This window comes from Methylosinus sp. Sm6 (genome assembly GCF_019802345.1).
Classification (GTDB): domain Bacteria; phylum Pseudomonadota; class Alphaproteobacteria; order Rhizobiales; family Beijerinckiaceae; genus Methylosinus.
Map to the genome: position 1 here is coordinate 47,016 of NZ_JAINDZ010000021.1, position 20,261 is coordinate 67,276.

At 65.5% G+C, this 20,261-nt stretch carries 32 protein-coding genes; 24 read left to right on the top strand and 8 right to left on the bottom strand.

Translation table 11 applies throughout. The annotated features are described in order from the left end of the window. Positions 1-117: 117 nt before the first annotated feature. Positions 118-327: a molybdopterin-binding protein gene (locus K3F48_RS14640; protein ID WP_222576173.1), complete on the bottom strand. Its 210-nt coding sequence runs from the start codon at positions 325-327 to the stop codon at positions 118-120. 127 nt (positions 328-454) lie between these two features. Here K3F48_RS14640 and K3F48_RS14645 point away from each other — a divergent pair, with 127 nt between their 5' ends. Then, positions 455-943, top strand: coding sequence for a TOBE domain-containing protein (locus tag K3F48_RS14645; protein ID WP_222576174.1), 489 nt, complete (start codon positions 455-457; stop codon positions 941-943). Here the strand turns inward: K3F48_RS14645 and K3F48_RS14650 are convergent. The 5 genes from K3F48_RS14650 to K3F48_RS14670 all read right to left on the bottom strand — a co-directional run bounded on the left by K3F48_RS14650 (position 858) and on the right by K3F48_RS14670 (position 4,961). Next, positions 858-1,298 (bottom strand): winged helix-turn-helix domain-containing protein, encoded by a 441-nt coding sequence (locus K3F48_RS14650; RefSeq protein ID WP_222576175.1) that lies wholly within the window; start codon positions 1,296-1,298, stop codon positions 858-860. The genes K3F48_RS14645 and K3F48_RS14650 overlap by 86 nt on opposite strands. An 80-nt stretch (positions 1,299-1,378) precedes the next feature. Continuing rightward, entirely contained in the window at positions 1,379-2,251 is an 873-nt protein-coding gene (locus tag K3F48_RS14655; protein ID WP_222576176.1) for a xanthine dehydrogenase, read from the bottom strand. 175 nt (positions 2,252-2,426) lie between these two features. After that, entirely contained in the window at positions 2,427-3,398 is a 972-nt protein-coding gene (locus tag K3F48_RS14660; RefSeq protein ID WP_222576177.1) for an LLM class flavin-dependent oxidoreductase, read from the bottom strand. Positions 3,399-3,828: 430 nt separating this feature from the next. Further along, positions 3,829-4,266, bottom strand: coding sequence for a cyclic nucleotide-binding domain-containing protein (locus K3F48_RS14665; RefSeq protein ID WP_222576178.1), 438 nt, complete (start codon positions 4,264-4,266; stop codon positions 3,829-3,831). 17 nt (positions 4,267-4,283) lie between these two features. After that, entirely contained in the window at positions 4,284-4,961 is a 678-nt protein-coding gene (locus K3F48_RS14670; protein WP_222576179.1) for a winged helix-turn-helix domain-containing protein, read from the bottom strand. Positions 4,962-5,060: 99 nt separating this feature from the next. On the opposite strand from K3F48_RS14670, the gene K3F48_RS14675 reads away from it, so the two are divergent. Further along, positions 5,061-5,627, top strand: coding sequence for a L,D-transpeptidase (locus K3F48_RS14675; protein WP_222576180.1), 567 nt, complete (start codon positions 5,061-5,063; stop codon positions 5,625-5,627). Here K3F48_RS14675 and K3F48_RS14680 read toward each other — a convergent pair. Together K3F48_RS14680 and K3F48_RS14685 are read right to left on the bottom strand one after the other, a co-directional pair. Then, positions 5,612-6,286 carry a YggS family pyridoxal phosphate-dependent enzyme gene (locus K3F48_RS14680; protein ID WP_222576181.1) on the bottom strand — a complete coding sequence of 225 codons (675 nt, stop codon included), beginning with the start codon at positions 6,284-6,286 and terminating at the stop codon, positions 5,612-5,614. The two genes, K3F48_RS14675 and K3F48_RS14680, sit on opposite strands and share 16 nt — an antisense overlap. A gap of 7 nt (positions 6,287-6,293) precedes the next feature. Then, the gene (locus K3F48_RS14685) at positions 6,294-6,767 is read right to left on the bottom strand and encodes a CCDC90 family protein (protein WP_222576182.1); all 474 of its coding nucleotides are present in this window, start codon (positions 6,765-6,767) and stop codon (positions 6,294-6,296) included. Positions 6,768-7,382: 615 nt separating this feature from the next. Between K3F48_RS14685 and rpsL the strand changes: the two genes are divergently transcribed. The 22 genes from rpsL (at position 7,383) to rplR (ending at position 20,038) form a co-directional block, all read left to right on the top strand. Beyond that, positions 7,383-7,754 carry a 30S ribosomal protein S12 gene (rpsL, locus tag K3F48_RS14690; RefSeq protein ID WP_003610013.1) on the top strand — a complete coding sequence of 124 codons (372 nt, stop codon included), beginning with the start codon at positions 7,383-7,385 and terminating at the stop codon, positions 7,752-7,754. A 12-nt stretch (positions 7,755-7,766) separates the two neighbouring features. Next, positions 7,767-8,237 (top strand): 30S ribosomal protein S7, encoded by a 471-nt coding sequence (gene rpsG, locus K3F48_RS14695; protein ID WP_222576183.1) that lies wholly within the window; start codon positions 7,767-7,769, stop codon positions 8,235-8,237. Between the two features lie 36 nt (positions 8,238-8,273). Continuing rightward, complete coding sequence (gene fusA, locus K3F48_RS14700; protein WP_222576184.1) at positions 8,274-10,349, top strand: elongation factor G; 2,076 nt, start codon at positions 8,274-8,276, stop codon at positions 10,347-10,349. Between the two features lie 44 nt (positions 10,350-10,393). Next, a complete protein-coding gene (gene tuf / locus K3F48_RS14705; protein ID WP_222574929.1) occupies positions 10,394-11,584 on the top strand; it encodes an elongation factor Tu in 1,191 nt (396 codons plus the stop codon). Positions 11,585-11,698: 114 nt separating this feature from the next. After that, the gene (gene rpsJ, locus K3F48_RS14710) at positions 11,699-12,007 is read left to right on the top strand and encodes a 30S ribosomal protein S10 (RefSeq protein WP_003613511.1); all 309 of its coding nucleotides are present in this window, start codon (positions 11,699-11,701) and stop codon (positions 12,005-12,007) included. Between the two features lie 57 nt (positions 12,008-12,064). Then, positions 12,065-12,778 (top strand): 50S ribosomal protein L3, encoded by a 714-nt coding sequence (gene rplC / locus K3F48_RS14715; protein WP_222576185.1) that lies wholly within the window; start codon positions 12,065-12,067, stop codon positions 12,776-12,778. A 3-nt stretch (positions 12,779-12,781) separates the two neighbouring features. Continuing rightward, positions 12,782-13,402 (top strand): 50S ribosomal protein L4, encoded by a 621-nt coding sequence (gene rplD / locus K3F48_RS14720; RefSeq protein ID WP_222576186.1) that lies wholly within the window; start codon positions 12,782-12,784, stop codon positions 13,400-13,402. Beyond that, positions 13,399-13,695, top strand: a complete 297-nt coding sequence (locus K3F48_RS14725) for a 50S ribosomal protein L23 (protein WP_222576187.1) — start codon at positions 13,399-13,401, stop codon at positions 13,693-13,695. The genes rplD and K3F48_RS14725 overlap by 4 nt, the downstream gene beginning before the upstream one ends. A gap of 24 nt (positions 13,696-13,719) precedes the next feature. After that, positions 13,720-14,559 (top strand): 50S ribosomal protein L2, encoded by an 840-nt coding sequence (gene rplB / locus K3F48_RS14730; RefSeq protein WP_222576188.1) that lies wholly within the window; start codon positions 13,720-13,722, stop codon positions 14,557-14,559. Between the two features lie 3 nt (positions 14,560-14,562). Continuing rightward, positions 14,563-14,841 carry a 30S ribosomal protein S19 gene (rpsS, locus tag K3F48_RS14735; RefSeq protein ID WP_222576189.1) on the top strand — a complete coding sequence of 93 codons (279 nt, stop codon included), beginning with the start codon at positions 14,563-14,565 and terminating at the stop codon, positions 14,839-14,841. Positions 14,842-14,847: 6 nt separating this feature from the next. Then, positions 14,848-15,234, top strand: a complete 387-nt coding sequence (rplV, locus tag K3F48_RS14740; RefSeq protein WP_222576190.1) for a 50S ribosomal protein L22 — start codon at positions 14,848-14,850, stop codon at positions 15,232-15,234. Positions 15,235-15,245: 11 nt separating this feature from the next. Beyond that, complete coding sequence (rpsC, locus tag K3F48_RS14745) at positions 15,246-15,989, top strand: 30S ribosomal protein S3 (RefSeq protein ID WP_222576191.1); 744 nt, start codon at positions 15,246-15,248, stop codon at positions 15,987-15,989. Between the two features lie 18 nt (positions 15,990-16,007). Beyond that, positions 16,008-16,421 carry a 50S ribosomal protein L16 gene (rplP, locus tag K3F48_RS14750; protein ID WP_222576192.1) on the top strand — a complete coding sequence of 138 codons (414 nt, stop codon included), beginning with the start codon at positions 16,008-16,010 and terminating at the stop codon, positions 16,419-16,421. Between the two features lie 12 nt (positions 16,422-16,433). Continuing rightward, positions 16,434-16,649, top strand: coding sequence for a 50S ribosomal protein L29 (gene rpmC / locus K3F48_RS14755; protein WP_222576193.1), 216 nt, complete (start codon positions 16,434-16,436; stop codon positions 16,647-16,649). Between the two features lie 9 nt (positions 16,650-16,658). After that, entirely contained in the window at positions 16,659-16,901 is a 243-nt protein-coding gene (gene rpsQ, locus K3F48_RS14760; RefSeq protein ID WP_222576194.1) for a 30S ribosomal protein S17, read from the top strand. An 84-nt stretch (positions 16,902-16,985) separates the two neighbouring features. Further along, positions 16,986-17,354: a 50S ribosomal protein L14 gene (gene rplN, locus K3F48_RS14765; RefSeq protein ID WP_018266630.1), complete on the top strand. Its 369-nt coding sequence runs from the start codon at positions 16,986-16,988 to the stop codon at positions 17,352-17,354. After that, on the top strand, positions 17,354-17,671 hold the full coding sequence (rplX, locus tag K3F48_RS14770) for a 50S ribosomal protein L24 (RefSeq protein ID WP_222576195.1): 318 nt from the start codon (positions 17,354-17,356) through the stop codon (positions 17,669-17,671). Before rplN ends, rplX begins: the two co-directional genes overlap by 1 nt. Beyond that, positions 17,664-18,341 carry a 50S ribosomal protein L5 gene (gene rplE, locus K3F48_RS14775; protein WP_255609099.1) on the top strand — a complete coding sequence of 226 codons (678 nt, stop codon included), beginning with the start codon at positions 17,664-17,666 and terminating at the stop codon, positions 18,339-18,341. The genes rplX and rplE overlap by 8 nt, the downstream gene beginning before the upstream one ends. A gap of 38 nt (positions 18,342-18,379) precedes the next feature. Next, positions 18,380-18,685: a 30S ribosomal protein S14 gene (gene rpsN / locus K3F48_RS14780; RefSeq protein WP_003613528.1), complete on the top strand. Its 306-nt coding sequence runs from the start codon at positions 18,380-18,382 to the stop codon at positions 18,683-18,685. A gap of 12 nt (positions 18,686-18,697) precedes the next feature. Next, the gene (rpsH, locus tag K3F48_RS14785; protein WP_222576196.1) at positions 18,698-19,096 is read left to right on the top strand and encodes a 30S ribosomal protein S8; all 399 of its coding nucleotides are present in this window, start codon (positions 18,698-18,700) and stop codon (positions 19,094-19,096) included. Between the two features lie 34 nt (positions 19,097-19,130). Then, positions 19,131-19,664: a 50S ribosomal protein L6 gene (rplF, locus tag K3F48_RS14790; RefSeq protein WP_222576197.1), complete on the top strand. Its 534-nt coding sequence runs from the start codon at positions 19,131-19,133 to the stop codon at positions 19,662-19,664. An 11-nt stretch (positions 19,665-19,675) separates the two neighbouring features. Then, positions 19,676-20,038: a 50S ribosomal protein L18 gene (gene rplR, locus K3F48_RS14795; protein WP_222576198.1), complete on the top strand. Its 363-nt coding sequence runs from the start codon at positions 19,676-19,678 to the stop codon at positions 20,036-20,038. The last annotated feature ends 223 nt before the right edge of the window (positions 20,039-20,261 follow it).

A 20,261-nucleotide genomic window follows, 5' to 3' on the forward strand; every position in this document is an offset into this window, starting at 1 on the left:
TTCGACGTTTTGCCTACCGCGAGGCGCTGGTGGTCTGCTTCATCGAATTTGATGGGTTTCGAGAGCGAGCCTTCAGGCTCGCCCTTTCACCCCTTTCAAATCGGCTGAATCACGCCGCTAGTCCACGGCCAGGATCACATCGGACGCTTTGACGATTGCCTTGACCTCGCGTCCGGCCTTCAGCTCCAGATCGTCGACCGATTCATTGGTGATGGCGGCGGTCAGCCGCGCGCCCTGCACCTGAACGACCACATGAGCGGTGGTCGCGCCCTTCTCGACCTTTTCCACCTTGCCAGCGAAGACATTGCGCGCCGAGATCTTGGTCATTTGGCACTCCCTGATCGTCCGGGCCTCGGACGGGCCCGAGGCCCGCATCTAGGGCGCGGAGGGCGGCGAGCGAGCCGGCCGTCCGGCGGGGCTCGCGGGTGGCGCGTTTCTCGCTTCGGCTTCGGACATGCTGGACTCGAGTTCGCCTCTTTTCGCCCGAACCTATCGTTTCGTGTCGGCTTTTCCGGCGCGCCTCCTTCGTCACGACGAGACGCTCGGCCTGTCGACGCTGCTGTTTGCGGGCGGCGAGCTGCGCGTGCCCCTGGTGGACGCCGCGGCGGGGACGGTGGTCGAGGCAAAGATCGACGCCAGCGACGTCTCGATCGCCCTGTCGCGACCAATGGATGTCACCATCCTCAACCGTCTGCCGGGCGAGATCGTCGCGCTTGGGTTCTTGGCGCCGCCTTTCGTCGTCGCGACCCTGTCGCTCGGCGGGGCGGAGCTGCAGGCGATCATCACGCGCGAATCGGTCGATCGCCTCGCCCTCGTCGAGGGGCTGCGCGCCTGGGCGATGATCAAGGCCGTGGCGATCAGCGGCCGGACGCTCGATCCCGATGCGGCTCCCTATCCGCGTCGCTGGCCGTCTTCTGATAGGACCAGTTCAGGGACGCGATGACTTCGTCCAGCGTGCGTTTGGCCGAATGCGCCGCATGTCGCTCGATGGAGCGATAAATGCTCGCCAGCCGCTCGCCGAAGGGCGTGATCTCGGCGCCGCCCTCGCGGCGGCCCGGAAAAGTGGCGACGACCGGGCTCTCGAAGGTGCGGTTGAGCGCGTCGACCGACAGCCAGCATTTGCGATAGGAGAGGCCGAGCGCGCGGCTCGCTCCGATGATCGAGCGCTCCTTGCGCACCGCGTCGATCAGCTCGAGGTCCTGTGGTCCGAGCGTGCCGCCATTGGGCAGCCGCAGCACCACTCCGACCTGCAAGGCCGAAATCTGCGAGGGCTCATGCTCCGCCCGCGTCATCCGCATCTCCCGCTCCGCGACCAGCAATATAGCATTTAATATAGCAGAAATGCGACGGCCCTGTCACATTTGCGACAAGGCTGCTGTCACTGCGCCACGAAGGAGCCCGGCGAGAGGGCGGCGGCGCGCTCGGCGAGCTTCACGCGAATGGCGCGCGAGACCGCGCTGGCGATGAGCCCCGACCGCTCGTCGATGCCGGTCCAGCGCGCGGAGCGTCCTCGCGGATCGATCTCCAGGACCTTCACGCCGCACGGGATCTGGGCGCCGTCGCGAACGACGCCGCGCAGCACGCCGTCGAGCGGCGCCGTGATCGGCTCGCCGCCGAGATGGCCGACAACGAAATCCTTGAACACGCGCTGGCCGATGTCGATCGCGGTGTGCCACAGGCCCGGACGGGACGAATAGACGAAACGCTCTTCGCCGACGCCGCCGAGGAGGCCGGGAATGCGATCCGCCGCCTCGGTCGCTCCGCTATGGACGATGCGGCCGGCCTCGGAGGGCTTGGTCTCGATGGCGATGTCGCAATTGCGGTCGACGGCGAAATTCGGGCCGAGGCCGACGGCGAGCCCGGCGAGATGGCGCAGATCGGGGGTGGCGCGATATTTCTGCATCCGCGCGTCGACCAGCGCGTCGGGCGCGCGCAGCGCGACGAGATCATGGAATTGCAGCGGCGTCACCGCAATGTGGGTCGAGTAATCGAGAGTGGCGAGCAGCTCCAGCGCCGTCTCGGCGCGCTCGCTGGTCACGCCGTCGAGCGTGACCCTCTCGCCATAGAGGCTGTCGTGAAAGGCCATCTGCCGCCGGATGACCGGAGGAAACGAGTCGTGACTCAGCACGACGGCCCAACCGATGCGATGCATATGGACGGCGATCGCCGAGGCGATCTCATTCGTCCCCAAAATGACGGCCAGCGGACGCTTGCGTCGCGGCTGGGCGCCCGGGTCTTCCGACGCGCGCATGAATTCCTCCTGATCCGGCGAAGGAGGAAAGCAAGCCTCGCGCCAGCGCAAAAAATCAAAAAATACTCTGCAATAACAACAAGGTGACTGAAGGGCGCGGCACCGCGCCGGCAGGCGCGAGCTGTATTGTTATGGATATAACACGAGCAAAGCGCGAAAGGCGACAATCGCGCCTTCAGTCCACGGGAAGGCGCAGACGGATCTCGTCGACGAAGGCGGCGAGGCAGCGCTTCACCGTATCGAATTGCGCCGAGGTCGGGATAATCGCGACGCCATGGACGCCGAGCTCTTCGTTCAGCCGGTTCACATGAGCGGCGACCTCCTTATAGTCGCCGACCAGCGACATGGACAGCAGCGCCTCGGGGTCGAGCTCGCCACTGCCGACGTGATCGCGTTTCTTCATCTGCTCGCAGAACGCTTCGAGATAGGGGCGGGCGATCGAGATCGCCTCGTCCCGCCCGGCGGTCGCAAAGCCGAAGCGCGCCAGCACCAGGCGCGGATCGCCCTCCGGCGCCTCCTCGCGGTAGATCGAGAGCATATGGCGCAGCCGCTCCTCCGTGCAGGTGGCCGAGGCCATGAGGCCATAGCCCTTGCGCGCGGCGAGCCGGATGGTGCTGTCCGTGGTCGTGGCGATCCAGGTCGGGACAGGCTGCTCTGGCCGCGGCGCGAGGGTCAGCCGATCGACGGCGAAGAACTTGCCCTTATGCGTGACCTCCGTCTCCTTCAGCAGGCGCTGCACGAGCTCGAGCGCCTCGAGCCCGCGCTCGCCGAGGTCGGCCGGCTCGACGCCGAAACATTTGGCGTCGGCCCCGAAGGCGACGCCGCTGGCGACGCCGAAATTGAAGCGGCCCTTGGTGAGCAGATCAATGCTGGCGACATCCTCGGCGAGCTGGATCGGATCACGCAGCGCGGGCAGATAGGCGGCGGAGCCGACGCGCGCGCGCATGGTGACGCCGGCGGCGTAGCCGAGCATCACCGAAGCGGCGCCGCTCGGCCAGCGATCGTCGAAATGCTGCTCGCCGACCCATATGTCGTCATAGCGCATGCGCTCGGCCTCGCGCACCAGAATGAGCTGGCGCGTCAAGGCGCGGCCGTCCTCGAGGGTGGGATTGTCGAACAGGCACAGATAGCCAAATCTCGGATTCATCACGCAGCTCCAACGGGTCCCGGCCATCGCAGAGGTGCAACAACCGAGCCGGACGGGCCGGCGCGGGCTTTTTGCCGCTCGGGCCAAAAAAACTCTCGCTGTTTCTGTGGCTTGCATGTGCGGCGCGGAGCGCGGTCCGTCGCAAATCCGACACGTTCGCGCGCGTCGCGGCCGAGGCGCCGCCGAAGATGTGCGCTTTCGACAGGCAAACCGCGCATGCGCAGGGCGATGGGTGCAGGGATCGGGTGAAGGACAAAATTGCCGAATTCTCGTCCTGAGCCGCCGTAGGCGGCGTCTCGAAGGACGGCCGTGCGATCCTAATCCAGAGCGGCGGCCATAAGCGCTTGATCCACAATCGGGCGCATCTTCTGGGTTCCTTTCGGTTCGAACGACACACCGAACCCTCGCGAGCCGATCAGTCGGAAATTTATCAGGGGTCGAAGGCGAGGTCGCGCGCGAGCTGGACCAGCCGGTCGGCGAGCCGCTGGCGCACCCGCGCGGCGGTGGCGGGATATTCCTCCAGCAGACGGTGGAACAGGGCGCGGGTGATCTTCAGAGTCGTCGCCGGCTCGCGCGCCAGCGCGGTGATCGGGCGGATGGTCTCGGCGATCAGCGCGGTCTCTCCGATCAGCGTGACCGGCCGCAGAATTTTCTCGGCGGGCCGGCCGTCGTCGCGCTTTTCCAGCGCGATCGAGCCGCCGGTGAGGATGTAGCCGCCATCCGACGGCTCGCCGCGCCGAAACAGCGCGTCGCCAGCGCGCAGGAGCTTGGTCTCGGAGCCGAAGACGAGCAGGCGCAGCGCCTCGGTCTCGAAATCCTCGAACAGAGCGATGCGTCGCAGATTGGCGATGTCGTCCTCGAGAGCCATCGTTCAAAGGCGCCTTTTCAAAAGCCGGCCTTCGCTGTGCCGCCTTCCGCCCGCCGGAAGATCAGGCGATAGCCGGTCTTCTCGGTCAGAAGCCAGCGCGCGCCGGGGGTCGTCGCGATCTTGCGGCGCAGGCGGCTCAGATGAACCTCCAGCGTCCGCGTGGTCACATCGGGACGATAGCCCCAAATGTCGCGCAGCAATATCTCCTTCGTCACGATCTCCCCATCGGCCTCTACGAGCCGCGAGAGGATCGCCGCCTCCTTTTCGGTGAGCGGCAGGCGCCGTCCCTTCTCGTCGAGGAGATCGAAGCCGCCGGGCCGGAAGCGGCGGGCGCCGATGACGACATCCCCGGCCGCGTCGCCGCCGGCGCGAAGCCGGAGCAGGAGATCGGCGAAGCGGAAGGGCCGCGCGATGCGCTCGACCGAAGGCGGAAGCGCGTCTCGATCCTGCCCGTTTGTGTCGCCGAACAGAAAAATGGGCCCTCCGAACCGCTTCCGCGCCGCCGCGGCGAGGCCCATTCCGATCTCCGCGTCGATCAGCAGAATGTCCAGCGCGCCGGCCGCGACGGTCGCCTCCGCCCGATCGGCCGCAGCCACGTCCGTGACTTCGAATTCGGGATAGAGCGCCAGCTGCTCGACGAGCGCGTCGCGCAGGCTCGCCGCGGCGACGATCAGGATGCGGCGCGGATGCGACACGGGATTGGAGCTCCGGCGCCCGATCGGACCGGCGCGAACGGCGCGACGCAGGCGCCGATGTTTTGTCCCGGCGCGCCGAGGGTGTAAACGATCATGGTCATGTCCCGCCCTTCGTCTCCTCCTCCGCGTCTTCGCCGCGGCCTCGGCCTGTTGCGCGTCGCCCGGCGCTTCGACGGAGCGCCGCCGCACCGGGGCAAGCTGATCGCCGGTTCCCTCATCCTGCCCTGCGCGCTCGGCCGCTCCGGCGTGACCCGCGCCAAGCGCGAGGGCGACGGCGCGACGCCCGCGGGACGGCTGCGGCTGCTCTACTTCATGCTGCGCCCCGGACGCGCGGCTTGCGCCATTCCCTCCCGCTCGATCCGGCCGGACGATCTCTGGTGCGACGATCCGGAGTCCTTCTCCTATAATCGCCCTCTGCGAGCGCCGACGAAGCTCGGCCATGAGCGCTTGTGGCGAGGCGACCGGCTCTACGATGTGGTCGGCGTGCTCGATTATAATATTCGTCCGCGCGCGCTCCGCCGCGGCAGCGCGATCTTCTTCCATATCGCGACGCCGGATCTCGGTCCGACGGCGGGCTGCGTGGCGCTGCGCGCGCGCGACATGGCGCGGCTGCTGCCACGTCTCGCGCGCGGCGTCCGGCTGGCGATCGATCAGCCTTTCGAATAATCGCGCTCGCCCATGATGGCCGAGCCGATGCGCACATGGGTGGCGCCGAGCTGGATGGCGAGCTCGTAATCGGCGCTCATGCCCATGGACAGCTCATTCAGCCCGTTGCGCTCCGCGATCGCCGCCAGCAGCGCAAAATGCGGCGAGGCCTGCTGATCGGCCGGCGGCACGCACATCAGCCCGGCCACGTCGAGCCCATGACGCTCGCGGCACTCTCTTATGAAGGCGTCGGCCTCCTGCGGCCGCACGCCCGCCTTTTGCGGCTCTTCGCCCGTATTGACCTGAACGAGGAGGCGCGGGCGCCGGCCCTGGCGCGCGATCTCGCCGGCGATGGCCTCGGCGATCTTCGGCCGGTCGACGCTCTCTATGACATCGAAGGTCTCGATCGCCTCGCGCGTCTTGTTGGACTGCAGCGGGCCGATGAGATGCAGCTCCACATCTGGAAACCGGGCGCGCAGCGGCGCCCATTTGGCGCGCGCCTCCTGCACCTTGTTCTCCCCGAAGACGCGATGGCCGGCCTCGAGCAGGGGGACGACCGCTTCGCCCGGAAACGTCTTGGTCACGCAGACGAGCGTGACGCCGGCCGGGTCGCGACCGCAGTCGCGCGCACGCCGGGCGATGGCTTCCTGCGCGGCCTTCAGCCGGTCGACGACGCTCATGTGCGGCTCAGCGAACGAATTTCACAATGGTGAAGATAGCGCCGATCAGCACGATGACGAATCCGAACAGCCAGCGCAAAGTCTCGTTCTTCGATTGGGCGATCTCGAGCCGAATATCGGTGAGATCTCGCTTGAACTCCAGCCGCAGCCGAGACTCCGCTTCCGCGACGTCCCGCTTCACCTCGGCCACATCGTGCTTGACGCCGTCGATGCTCGCCGCGGTCTCGCGCCTCAGGCTTTCGATGCTCGCGGCTGTCTCGTGCCGAAGCGCGTCGATGTTCGCCGCCGTCTCGTGCCGAAGCGCATCGATGCTCGACTGGAGCTCCCGTTTGGAGCTTTCCACGTCCGACCGGGTGGCGACGCCCTCGGAAAAGGCAGTCTCCAGCGCCTCGGCCGAGGCGCGCGCCTGCTCGGAGGTGAAGCCGCCGCGAGTGAGGCGGTCCACATAGGCGAGTTGGTTGAACAGCACTTGCGCGGGCATGGCTTCGATATAGCACGCGTCCGCCGCTTCGGCGAGGGCGCTCGCCGACGATCAGCGCTGATCGCTCGACGCGGCGCCGCTCTTGACGAGTTCCGACACGAAGGCCTCGACTTCAACGCGACGCACCGAAGGCTCGACGTCGAATTCAGCGACAAGACGGGCGCACAGCGAGCTTGCTCGATGCGGGTGATTGCGCTTACGCTCGCGCAACGGCGGGCCGCATGAGCACGGCAACGCCGCCGCCGATCCCGCCGCATTCGCCGCGCGCCGCGTGAAAATTTCTTTCACGCGTCGCAATCTACGCTTGACGCGTCGATGCTCGGACATTAGGTTCCGCGCACTTTCGGCAGGCCGTAAGTTCCATGTGGTCGCGCGCGCCGAGCGAGCGACATTCCGGACTTAAACGCTGCTGGCCTCACCTGAGACTGCCACGCGGTTGGTCATCATACGGCGAGAAATCGCCGGACAGGAAGGCACGACCCCGGATTCCGGGGTCCTCTGCATGAGGAGCGCCTTGGGCCGGCTGGCCGAGGGCGCTCGGCTCGCTTGCGTTCGTGGAACGCTGGCGGGTCAGGACTACAGTTTCGCCAATTCGCCACACGCGAAGGACCTGGAATGCCGACGATCAGCCAGTTGATCCGCAAGCCGCGGCAACCGAAGACCTACCGTGAGAAGTCCCGCCATCTCGGGGCCTGCCCGCAGAAGCGCGGCGTCTGCACGCGCGTCTACACGACGACGCCGAAGAAGCCGAACTCGGCTCTCCGCAAGGTCGCCAAGGTTCGCCTCACCAACGGCTTCGAGGTCATCGGCTATATCCCCGGCGAAGGGCATAACCTTCAGGAGCACTCGGTGGTCATGATCCGCGGCGGCCGCGTGAAGGACCTTCCCGGCGTGCGCTATCATATTCTGCGCGGCGTGCTCGACACGCAGGGCGTCAAGGACCGCAAGCAGCGCCGTTCGAAATACGGCGCGAAGCGTCCGAAGTAAGGAGCGAGAGCCATGTCGCGTCGCCATCGCGCCGAGAAGCGGGAAATCATCGAGGACGCCAAGTTCGGCGATACCGTCGTCACCAAATTCATGAACTCGATCATGTACGCCGGCAACAAGTCGGTCGCCGAGGCGATCGTCTACGGCGCCTTCGACATCATCGAGTCCAAGGCGAAGAGCGATCCTCTGCAGGTTTTCAAGCAGGCGCTCGAGAATGTCGCGCCGGCGATCGAGGTTCGCTCCCGCCGCGTCGGCGGCGCCACCTATCAGGTGCCGGTCGAGGTCCGCAACGAGCGCCGTCAGGCGTTGGCGATCCGCTGGATCATCACCGCGGCGCGCGCCCGCAACGACAAGACGATGGTCGATCGTCTGTCGGCGGAGCTGCTCGACGCCTCCAACAACCGCGGCAATGCGGTGAAGAAGCGCGAGGACACGCACCGCATGGCGGAAGCCAACCGCGCCTTCTCGCACTATCGCTGGTAACCTTGTTCCGTCGCCCTCTCACCGAGGACTTGTCCTATGCCCCGTAGCCATCCCATCGAAGACTATCGCAACTTCGGCATCATGGCCCACATCGACGCGGGCAAGACGACGACGACCGAGCGCATCCTCTATTACTCCGGCAAGAGCCATAAGATCGGCGAGGTGCATGAAGGCGCCGCGACGATGGATTGGATGGAGCAGGAGCAGGAGCGCGGCATCACCATCACCTCGGCCGCGACGACGACCTTCTGGAACGGCAAGCGCCTCAACATCATCGACACGCCCGGCCACGTCGACTTCACCATCGAGGTCGAGCGTTCGCTGCGCGTGCTCGACGGGGCCGTCTGCGTTCTGGACGGCAATCAGGGCGTCGAGCCGCAGACCGAGACGGTGTGGCGTCAGGCCGACAAATATCATGTGCCGCGCGTCGTCTTCGTCAACAAGATGGACAAGATCGGCGCCGATTTCTATCGCTGCGTCGACGACATCGTGACCAAGGTCGGCGGCAAGCCGGTCTGCATGCAGCTGCCGATCGGCTCCGAGAATCTGTTCAAGGGCATCGTCGATCTCGTCCGCATGAAGGCGGTCGTCTGGGACGACGAGGGTCTCGGCGCCAAATATCACGACGAGGAGATTCCTGCCGATCTCGTCGAGAAGGCCAAGGAATATCGCACCACGCTGATGGAAGCGGCGGTGGAGCTCGACGACGACGCGATGGCCGCCTATCTCGACGGGCAGGAGCCAGACGAGGCGACGCTGAAGGCGCTGGTCCGCAAGGCCGTGCGGCAGACTGCCTTCCATCCGGTGTTCTGCGGCTCGGCCTTCAAGAACAAGGGCGTGCAGCCGCTGCTCGACGCCGTCGTCGATTATCTGCCGTCGCCGGTCGATCGCGAGGCGATCAAGGGCGTCGACATGAACACGGGTGCCGAGCTGGTGCGCAACCCGTCCGACAGCGAGCCCTTCTCCATGCTCGCCTTCAAGATCATGGACGACCCCTTTGTCGGCACGATCACCTTCTGCCGCGTCTATTCCGGCAAGATCGATTCGGGCACGACCGTGCTCAACTCGACCAAGGACAAGAAGGAGCGTGTCGGCCGCATGCTGCTGATGCATGCGAACAACCGCGAGGACATCAAGGAAGCCTATGCGGGCGACATCGTCGCGCTCGCCGGCCTCAAGGAGACCCGCACCGGCGACACGCTCTGCGACACGCTGAAGCCGGCGATCCTCGAGCGCATGGAGTTTCCGGAGCCGGTCATCGAGATCGCCATCGAGCCGAAGTCGAAGGCCGATCAGGAGAAGCTCGGCATCGCGCTGTCCAAGCTCGCCGCCGAGGATCCGTCGTTCCGCGTGTCGACCGACCAGGAGAGCGGCCAGACCATTCTGAAGGGAATGGGCGAGCTGCATCTCGACATCAAGGTCGATATTCTGAAGCGCACCTATAAGGTCGACGCCAATATCGGCGCGCCGCAGGTCGCCTATCGCGAGCGGCTGACGAAGCGTGTCGAGATCGACTACACGCATAAGAAGCAGACCGGCGGCACCGGCCAGTTCGCGCGCGTCATCATTATTTTCGAGCCGAACGAGCCCGGCGCGGGCAATGCCTTCGAGTCGAAGATCGTCGGCGGCTCGGTGCCGAAAGAATATATCCCCGGCGTCGAAAAGGGCATCAACAGCGTGATGGGGTCCGGCATTCTCGCGGGCTTCCCCGTCGTCGACGTCAAGGCGACGCTGATCGACGGCGGCTTCCACGATGTCGACTCGTCGGTGCTCGCGTTCGAAATCGCCTCGCGCGCGGCGTTCCGCGACGCGCTGCAGAAGGGCGGCTCGGTGCTGCTCGAGCCGATCATGAAGGTCGAGGTGGTGACGCCCGAGGAATATACGGGCTCGGTCATCGGCGATCTCAACTCGCGGCGCGGACAGATCCAGGGCCAGGACATGCGCGGCAATGCGGTGGTCATCGACGCGATGGTGCCGCTCGCCAATATGTTCGGCTACGTCAACCAGCTGCGCTCCTTCACCCAGGGGCGCGCCAACTACACCATGCAATTCGACCACTACGACCAGGTCCCCGAGGCGGAGTCGAAGAAGGTCCAGGCGAAATACGCCTGATCGCATCGAGCGTCTCGGAATCAGTCTTCTGAAGGAGTGTGGCCATGGCCAAGGAAAAGTTCTCACGCACGAAGCCGCATTGCAACATCGGCACGATCGGACACGTCGACCATGGCAAGACGTCGCTGACGGCGGCGATCACCAAGGTTCTGGCCGAGACGGGCGGCGCGACCTTCACGGCCTATGACCAGATCGACAAGGCCCCCGAGGAGCGCGCGCGCGGCATCACCATCTCGACGGCGCATGTCGAATATGAGACGCAGAACCGCCATTACGCGCATGTCGACTGCCCCGGCCACGCCGACTATGTGAAGAACATGATCACCGGCGCCGCGCAGATGGACGGCGGCATTCTGGTGGTGTCGGCCGCCGACGGCCCGATGCCGCAGACGCGCGAGCACATCCTGCTCGCCCGCCAGGTCGGCGTTCCGGCGCTGGTGGTGTTCCTGAACAAGGTCGACATGGTCGACGATCCGGAGCTGCTGGAGCTCGTCGAGCTCGAGGTGCGCGAGCTGCTGTCGAAATACGAGTTCCCCGGCGACGATATTCCGATCATCAAGGGTTCGGCGCTGTGCGCTCTCGAGAACAAGAATCCCGAGCTCGGCCATGACGCGATCCTGAAGCTGATGCAGGCGGTGGACGATTATATTCCGCAGCCGGAGCGTCCGAAGGATCAGCCGTTCCTGATGCCGGTCGAGGACGTGTTCTCGATCTCGGGCCGCGGCACGGTGGTGACCGGCCGCGTGGAGCGCGGCGTGGTCAAGGTCGGCGAGGAAGTCGAGATCGTCGGCATTCGCCCGACGGTGAAGACGACGGTGACCGGCGTCGAAATGTTCCGCAAGCTGCTCGATCAGGGTGAGGCGGGCGACAATATCGGCGCGCTGCTGCGCGGCACCAAGCGCGAGGACGTGGAGCGCGGCCAGGTTCTGGCCAAGCCCGGCTCGGTGAAGCCGCACACCAAGTTCAAGGCCGAGGCCTATATCCTGACCAAGGAGGAGGGCGGCCGCCACACGCCGTTCTTCACCAACTACCGTCCGCAGTTCTACTTCCGCACGACGGATGTGACCGGCATCGTGACGCTTCCCGAAGGCGTCGAGATGGTGATGCCGGGCGACAATATCGCGATGGAAGTGAACCTCATCGTGCCGATCGCCATGGAGGAGAAGCTGCGCTTCGCCATCCGCGAAGGCGGCCGCACCGTCGGCGCCGGCGTCGTCGCCTCGATCATCGAGTAACAGGGATTTGGACCGCGAGCTCTCTGGCTCGCATTCACGAAGCGGGATCGCGAGCCCTCGAGGCTCGCGGTCCGAAGCGAGCCGCGCGGCCCGCGGTCCAAGAGGAAGACGCTGATGAACGGACAGAACATCCGGATTCGCCTCAAGGCGTTCGATCACCGGATTCTCGACACGTCGACGAAAGAGATCGTCTCCACCGCCAAGCGCACCGGCGCGCAGGTGCGAGGGCCGATTCCGCTGCCGACCAAGATCGAGAAGTTCACGGTGAACCGCTCGCCGCATATCGACAAGAAATCGCGCGAGCAGTTCGAGATCAGGACGCATAAGCGCGTGCTCGATATCGTCGATCCGACGCCGCAGACGGTGGACGCGCTGATGAAGCTCGATCTCGCCGCGGGCGTCGACGTCGAGATCAAGCTTTAAAAATAAACCGGGCGCCTCTCGCATCGAAGAGCGATGCGCCTTGCGAAGGAAGAGATCATGCGGTCTGGCGTCATCGCGCAAAAGGTCGGAATGACCCGCGTTTTCACCGAGGCGGGCGAGCATGTGCCGGTCACGGTGCTGAAGCTCGACGGCTGTCAAGTCGTCGCGCATCGCACCAAGGAGCAGAACGGCTACACCGCCGTGCAGCTCGGCATCGGCCGCGCCAAGGTGAAGAACGTCTCCAAGGCCGAGCGCGGCCGTTTCGCCGTCGCCAAGGTCGAGCCGAAGCTGAAGCTCGCCGAGTTCCGCGTCGAGGAGTCGGAGCTGCTGCCGGTCGGCGCCGAGATCACCGCCGATCATTTCGTCGTCGGCCAATTCGTCGACGTGACCGGCTCCTCGATGGGCAAGGGCTTCGCCGGCGCGATGAAGCGCTGGAACTTCGGCGGCTTGCGCGCGACGCACGGCGTCTCGGTCTCGCATCGTTCGCATGGTTCGACCGGCGGCCGTCAGGACCCCGGCAAGACCTTCAAGAACAAGAAAATGGCCGGTCATATGGGCGTCGATCGCGTGACCACGCAGAATTTGCGCGTGGTGCAGACCGATGTCGAGCGCGGCCTGCTGCTGGTCGAGGGCTCCGTGCCCGGCCATGCCGGCGGCTGGATTTTCGTGCGCGACGCCGTGAAGCGCGCGCTGCCGGCGGAGGCGCCGCAGCCGGGCAAATATCGCCTCGGCGAAGCCGCCGCCGCGCAAGACGATAGCAAGGAGGACTGAGCCGTGCAGATCGGCGTCACGTCGTACGACGGCCAGGAGGCCGGCTCGATCGAGCTCGCGGACGAGATTTTCGGTCTCGAGCCGCGGACGGATCTCATCTTCCGCATGATCCGCTGGCAGCTCGCCAAGCGGCGGGCGGGCACCCATGCGGTGAAGAACCGCGCGGACATCGCCCGCACCGGCAAGAAGATGTATAAGCAGAAGGGCACGGGCGGCGCCCGCCACGGCTCGCGCCGCGTGCCGCAGTTCATCGGCGGCGGCCGCGCCTTCGGGCCGGTGGTGCGCAGCCATGAGCACGACCTTCCCAAGAAGGTGCGCGCCCTCGCGCTGAAGCACGCGCTCTCGGCGAAAGCCAAGGACGGCGCGATCATCGTCTGGGAGACTGCGTCGCTCGACGCGCCGAAGACGAAGATTCTGAAAGCCGGCTTCGACAAGACCGGGCTGACCAGCGCTCTCATCATCGACGGCGCCGAGCCGCAGGTGAATTTCGCGCTCGCCGCCCGCAACCTGCCGAAGATCGACGTGCTGCCGGTCACCGGCGTCAATGTCTATGACATTCTGCGCCGCGAGAAGCTGGTGCTCACGCGCGCCGCGATCGATGCGCTGGAGGCGCGCCTGAAATGAGCAAGGATCCGCGCCATTACGACGTGATCGTCTCTCCGGTCATCACCGAGAAGGCGACGATCGCCTCGGAGCAGAACAAGGTGGTCTTCAATGTCGCGCGCACCGCGACCAAGCCGCAGATCAAGGCGGCGGTCGAGGGGCTGTTCGACGTGAAGGTCGATGCGGTCAACACGCTGCTGCGCAAGGGCAAGCTGCGCGCCTTCAAGGGCGTGCGCGGCCGGCAGTCGACGGTGAAGAAAGCGGTCGTCACGCTGGCCGAAGGCCATAAGATCGACGTGACGACGGGACTTTAAAAGGCAGGCTCGAGGACAAGAACCATGGCGCTGAAGACATTCAAGCCGGTCACGCCGAGCCTTCGCCAGCTCGTCATCGTCGACCGCAGCGATCTCTACAAGGGCAAGCCGGTCAAGACGCTGACCGAGGGGCAAAGCTCGAAAGGCGGCCGCAACAATAACGGCCGCGTGACGGTGCGGTTCCGCGGCGGCGGCCACAAGCAGGCCTATCGCCTCGTCGACTTCAAGCGTCGCAAGCTCGATGTCGCCGCCAAGGTGGAGCGGATCGAGTATGATCCGAACCGCACCGCCTTCATCGCGCTCATTCGCTATACGGACGGCGAGCTCTCCTATATTCTCGCGCCGCAGCGGCTCTCGGCCGGCGACCAGGTGATCTCGGGCAATCAAGTCGATGTGAAGCCCGGCAACGCGATGCCGATCGGCAATATCCCGGTCGGCACGATCGTCCATAATGTCGAAATGAAGATCGGCAAAGGCGGGGCGATCGCGCGCTCGGCCGGCAATTATGCGCAGATCGCCGGTCGCGACCAGGGTTATGTGATCCTTCGCCTCAATTCGGGCGAGCAGCGCCTCGTTCATGGCCAATGCTTCGCGACCATCGGCGCGGTGTCGAATCCCGATCACATGAACATCTCGCTCGGCAAGGCGGGACGCAATCGCTGGCTCGGCCGTCGTCCGCACAATCGCGGCGTCACCATGAACCCGGTCGACCATCCGCATGGCGGCGGCGAGGGCCGCACCTCGGGCGGCCGTCACCCGGTCACGCCCTGGGGCAAGCCGACCAAGGGCAAGAAGACCCGCTCCAACAAGCAGACCGACCAGTTCATCGTGTCCTCGCGGCACGCCAAGAAGAAGAAGGGCTGATCCATGGCTCGCTCTATCTGGAAAGGCCCGTTCGTCGACGGCTATCTGCTGAAGAAGGCGGAGACCGTGCGCGCGTCGGGACGCAACGAGATCATCAAGATCTGGAGCCGTCGCTCCACCATCCTGCCGCAGTTCGTGGGGCTGACCTTCGGCGTCCACAACGGCCACAAGCATATTCCCGTGAATGTCAGCGAGGATATGATCGGCCACAAGTTCGGCGAGTTCTCCCCGACGCGGACCTTCCACGGCCACGCCGCGGACAAGAAGTCGAAGAGGGGCTGATCGACCATGTCCAAGCCGAGCAACCCGCGCGCGCTGGCCGATAACGAGGCGAAAGCCGTCGCCAACACGCTGCGCGTCTCCCCGCAGAAGCTCAACCTTCTCGCCCAGCTCATTCGGGGCAAGAAGGTCGATCGCGCGCTGGCGGATCTCGAGTTCTCGAGGAAGCGCATCGCGCATGAGGTCAAGAAGACCCTGGAGAGCGCGATCGCCAACGCCGAGAACAATCACGGCCTCGACGTCGACGATCTCATCGTCGCTCAGGCCTTCGTCGGCAAGTCGCTCGTCATGAAGCGCTTCGCCGCAAGGGCGCGCGGACGGTCGAGCCGCATCGAGAAGCCCTTCGCGAATCTGACGATCATCGTCCGCGAAGTCGAAGCGCCGGCGAAAGCCTAAAGGAGCAACTGATGGGTCAGAAGGTCAATCCGATCGGTCTGCGCCTCGGCGTCAACCGCACATGGGATTCGCGCTGGTTCGCCAGCAAGGGCGAATACGCCAAGCTGCTGCACGAGGATCTGGCGATCCGCGCGGCGGTGGCGAAGAATTTGAAGCAGGCGGCGGTGTCGCGCATCGTCATCGAGCGCCCGCACAAGAAGTGCCGCGTGACGATTCATTCCGCCCGCCCGGGCGTGGTGATCGGCAAGAAGGGCGCGGACATCGACAAGATCCGCAAGCTGGTCGGCAAGCTGACCGGCAGCGAGGTCGTCATCAACATCGTCGAGGTGCGCAAGCCCGAGGTCGAGGCGACGCTGGTCGCCGATTCGATCGCGCAGCAGCTCGAGCGCCGCGTCGCCTTCCGCCGCGCGATGAAGCGCGCCGTGCAGTCGGCGATGCGCCTCGGCGCGCAGGGCATCCGCATCAACTGCTCGGGCCGTCTCGGCGGCGCGGAGATCGCCCGTCTCGAATGGTATCGTGAAGGCCGGGTGCCGCTGCACACGCTGCGCGCCGATGTCGATTATGGCGTCGCCACCGCGCACACCGCTTATGGCGCCTGCGGAATCAAGGTGTGGATCTTCAAGGGCGAGATCCTCGAGCATGATCCGATGGCGCAGGACAAGCGTCTCGCCGAGCAGGCTGCGGGCGGCGGAGAGCGCGAACATCATGGCGAGCGTCGCCGCCGCGAGCCGCGCGAGCCGCGCGACGCGGCCTAATTTCGAGAGTCTTGAATCATGCTGCAACCCAAGCGCACCAGATTCCGTAAGGCCTTCAAAGGCCGCATTCGCGGGAACGCCAAAGGCGGCTTCGCGCTGAACTTCGGCCAGTTCGGCCTGAAGGCGATGGAGCCCGAGCGCGTGACGGCGCGCCAGATCGAGGCGGCTCGCCGCGCCATGACGCGCCACATGAAGCGCGCCGGACGCGTGTGGATCCGCATCTTCCCGGACGTGCCGGTGTCGAAGAAGCCGACCGAAGTGCGCATGGGTAAAGGCAAGGGCGCGCCGGAGCTCTGGGCCGTGCGCGTCGCGCCGGGCCGCATCATGTTCGAGATCGACGGCGTCTCCGGACAGCTCGCCCGCGAAGCTCTGACGCTCGCGGCCGCCAAGCTGCCGATCAAGACGCGCTTCATCGAGCGCATCGCCGAGTGAGGGCTGTTTGAGATGAGCACGAGCAAGCAACGCGTTTCCGATCTTCACGCGCAGTCCGAGGATCAGCTGAACGACGAGATCCTGAAGCTGAAGAAGGAGCAGTTCAATCTGCGCTTCCAGCGGGCGACGGGACAGCTCGAGAATACCGCGCGCGTGCGGGTCGTTCGCCGCGACATCGCCCGCGCCAAGACCATCGCCGCGCAGAAGCGCGCTGAAAAGCTGAGTTGAGAGGGCGCAATGCCGAAGCGAATTCTCCAGGGCGTCGTCGTCAGCGACAAGCAGGAAAAGACTGTGGTGGTGAAGGTGGAGCGCCGCTTCACCCATCCGCTGTTCAAGAAGACCGTGCGGCGCACCAAGAACTATCACGCTCATGACGAAGAGCGTCAGTTCAAGGTGGGCGACGAGGTGGCGATCGAAGAAACGGCGCCGATCTCGCGGCTGAAGCGCTGGAAGGTCATCGGCGTCGTCGGCAAGGCCTGACGCCGCGTAGCAGATTGGTGAATTGGTTTTCCCGGTCGAAGTCGGGCGACCGAAACCAGACCGGGACAAGAGGCGGGACGAGCCATGATACAGATGCAGACAAATCTCGATGTCGCCGATAATTCGGGCGCCCGCCGCGTCATGTGCATCAAGGTGCTGGGCGGCTCGAAGCGCAAATACGCCGGGGTCGGCGACATCATCGTCGTCTCGATCAAGGAGGCGATTCCGCGCGGCCGCGTCAAGAAGGGCGATGTGCTGAAGGCGGTGGTCGTGCGCACCGCCAAGGACATCAAGCGGGCCGACGGCTCGGTGATCCGCTTCGATTCCAATGCCGCCGTTCTGATCAACAATCAGAAGGAGCCGATCGGCACCCGTATCTTCGGACCGGTGCCGCGCGAATTGCGCGCCAAGAACCACATGAAGATCATCTCGCTCGCGCCGGAGGTGCTGTAATGGCCGCGAAAATCAAGAAGGGCGACAAGGTCGTCGTTCTCACCGGCCGCGACAAGGGCCGCTCGGGCCAGGTGCTGCAGGTGCTGCCGACGGAAGGCCGAGCCGTGGTGGAGGGCGTCAATCTCGTCAAGCGCCATCAGCGCCAGACGCGGACGCAAGAGGCCGGCATCGTCACCAAGACGGCGCCGATCGACCTCTCCAACCTCGCGATCGCCGATCCCAAGGACGGCCAGCCGACGCGCGTCGGATTCAAGATTCTCGATGACGGCCGCAAGGTCCGATTCGCCAAGCGTTCCGGAGAACAGATCGATGGCTGAGGAAAAGAAGCCGAAGGCCGCCAAGGCTCCGAAGGGCGAGGGCAAGGCCGGCAAGGCGAAGGGCGCCCCCGAGGCCGCGCACGCCGAATCGTCTTCCGCTGCGAAGGCCGCTCTGCCCGAGGGACCCTATACGCCGCGCATGAAAAAGCACTATGACGAAGTGGTGCGGGCGAAGCTCACCGAGGAGTTCGGATACAAGAACCCCTTCGAGGTGCCGACGATCGAGAAGATCGTGCTCAACATGGGCGTCGGCGAGGCGGTCAACGACACCAAGAAGGTGACGTCCGCGGCTGCCGATCTCGGCCTCATCGCCGGCCAGAAGCCGGTGGTGACGCGGGCGCGCAAGGCGATCTCGACCTTCAAGGTGCGCGAGAACATGCCGATCGGCGCCAAGGTGACGCTGCGCAAGACTCGCATGTACGAGTTCCTCGACCGCCTGATCACGATCGCGCTGCCGCGCGTTCGCGACTTCCGCGGGCTCAACCCGAAGTCCTTCGACGGCCGCGGCTCGTTTGCGCTCGGCATCAAGGAGCACATCGTGTTCCCGGAGATCGATTACGACAAGGCGGAGTCGATCCTCGGCATGGACGTCATCGTCGTGACGACGGCGAAGACCGACGACGAAGCGCGCGCTCTGCTGCGCGCGTTCAATTTCCCGTTCCGGCAGTGAGACTCTAGATCTCAAACGCGGAAACCGAAGGCGAGAAAATGGCCAAGAAGAGTTCGATCGAGACCAACAAGCGCAGGGCGAAGCTCGCCAAGGCCTATGCCGGCCGCAGGGAGCGGCTCAAGGCCAAGGCCAATGACGAGGCCCTGACGGCGGAGGAGCGCTTCGAGGCGCGCCTCAAGCTGGCCGAGCTGCCGCGCAACTCGGCCGCGATCCGCATCCGCAACCGCTGCGAGGTGTCGGGCCGTCCGCGCGCGTTCTATCGCAAGCTGAAGCTCTCGCGCGTCGCTTTGCGCGAGCTCGGCTCGCGGGGGCTCATCCCGGGTCTCGTGAAGTCCAGCTGGTAAGGGAGAGCGCTCATGTCGATCAGCGATCCGTTGGGCGATCTGCTCACCCGCATCCGCAATGCGCAGATGCGCCGCAAGGACAAGGTTTCGACGCCGGGGTCGCGCCTGCGCGGCCATGTGCTCGACGTGCTCAAGGAAGAGGGCTACATCCGCGGCTATACGACCACGGATTTCGGCAATGGCCGCACCGAGTTCGAGGTCGAGCTGAAATATTACGACGGCGAGCCGGTCATCCGGCAGATCGAGCGCGTCTCGCGTCCGGGCCGGCGCGTCTATGCGGGCGTCGACAAGACTCCGCGCGTCGCCAACGGCCTCGGCATCACCATCGTGTCGACGCCCAAGGGCGTCATGGCCGATCACAAGGCCCGCGAGAACAATGTCGGCGGCGAGGTGCTGGCGAAGGTCTTCTGACCTTCGCTCCAGCGATCGAGAATAGGAATTAACCATGTCTCGTATCGGCAAGAAGCCTGTCATCGTGCCGGCCGGCGTCACCGCCAAGGTCGACGGCCAGCTCGTGCAGGTCAAGGGCGCGAAGGGCGAGCTGCAGTTCCGCGTGCCGGACGATGTCGCAGTCGCTCAGGAAGGCAATGCGATCAAGGTCGATCCGCGCTCGCAGACGAAGCGCGCCCGCGCTCTGTGGGGCACCTCGCGCGCGCAGGTGAACAATCTCGTCATCGGCGTGACGAGCGGTTTCGAGAAGAAGCTCGAGATCAACGGCGTCGGCTATCGCGCCGCGGTCCAAGGCAAGAATCTGCAGCTCGCGCTCGGCTATTCGCACGACGTGAACTATCCGATTCCGGCCGGCATCAACATCGTGACGCCGAAGCCGACCGAGATCGCCATCTCCGGCATCGACAAGCGCCAGGTGGGACAGGTCGCCGCTGAAATCCGCTCGCTGCGCGGCCCCGAGCCCTATAAGGGCAAGGGCGTCAAATATGCCGGCGAATTCATCTTCCGCAAGGAAGGCAAGAAGAAGTAAGGGTCCCCGCCATGGCAAGGGATGTCAAACTCGAAGAGCGCCGCAAGGCGCGGGTCCGCCGCAGCATCCGCGAGCGCGCCTATGGCCGTCCGCGGCTGTCGGTGTTCCGCTCCTCGGAGCAGATCTACGCGCAGATCATCGACGACGAGAAGGGCGAGACGCTGGTCTCGGCCTCGACGCTGGAGAAGGCCAATCGCGAGAGCCTCGCGACCGGCGCGAACCGGGAAGCGGCGCATATCGTCGGCAAGCAGATCGCCGAGCGCGCCATCGCCAAGGGCATCACCGAGGTGGTGTTCGATCGCGGCGCGTATATCTATCACGGCCGCGTGCAGGCGCTGGCCGAGGGCGCCCGCGAGGGCGGCCTGCAGTTTTAATTCCTTCTCCCGCCCGGCGGGAGAAGGCGCGGCGCCGCTGGCGGTCTGTAAGACGCCCGTCTTTCGACGAGCGGTGGCGCGACGGATGAGGGCCGCAGCGTCCGGCCGGGCGAGGGACGATGAGACCCTCACCCGACCTCGCTTCGCGAGTCCACCCTCTCCCACAGGCGGGAGAGGGACGAACCCCAAGCGAGCGGCGATCCTGCCGCGTAAGTGACGGAAG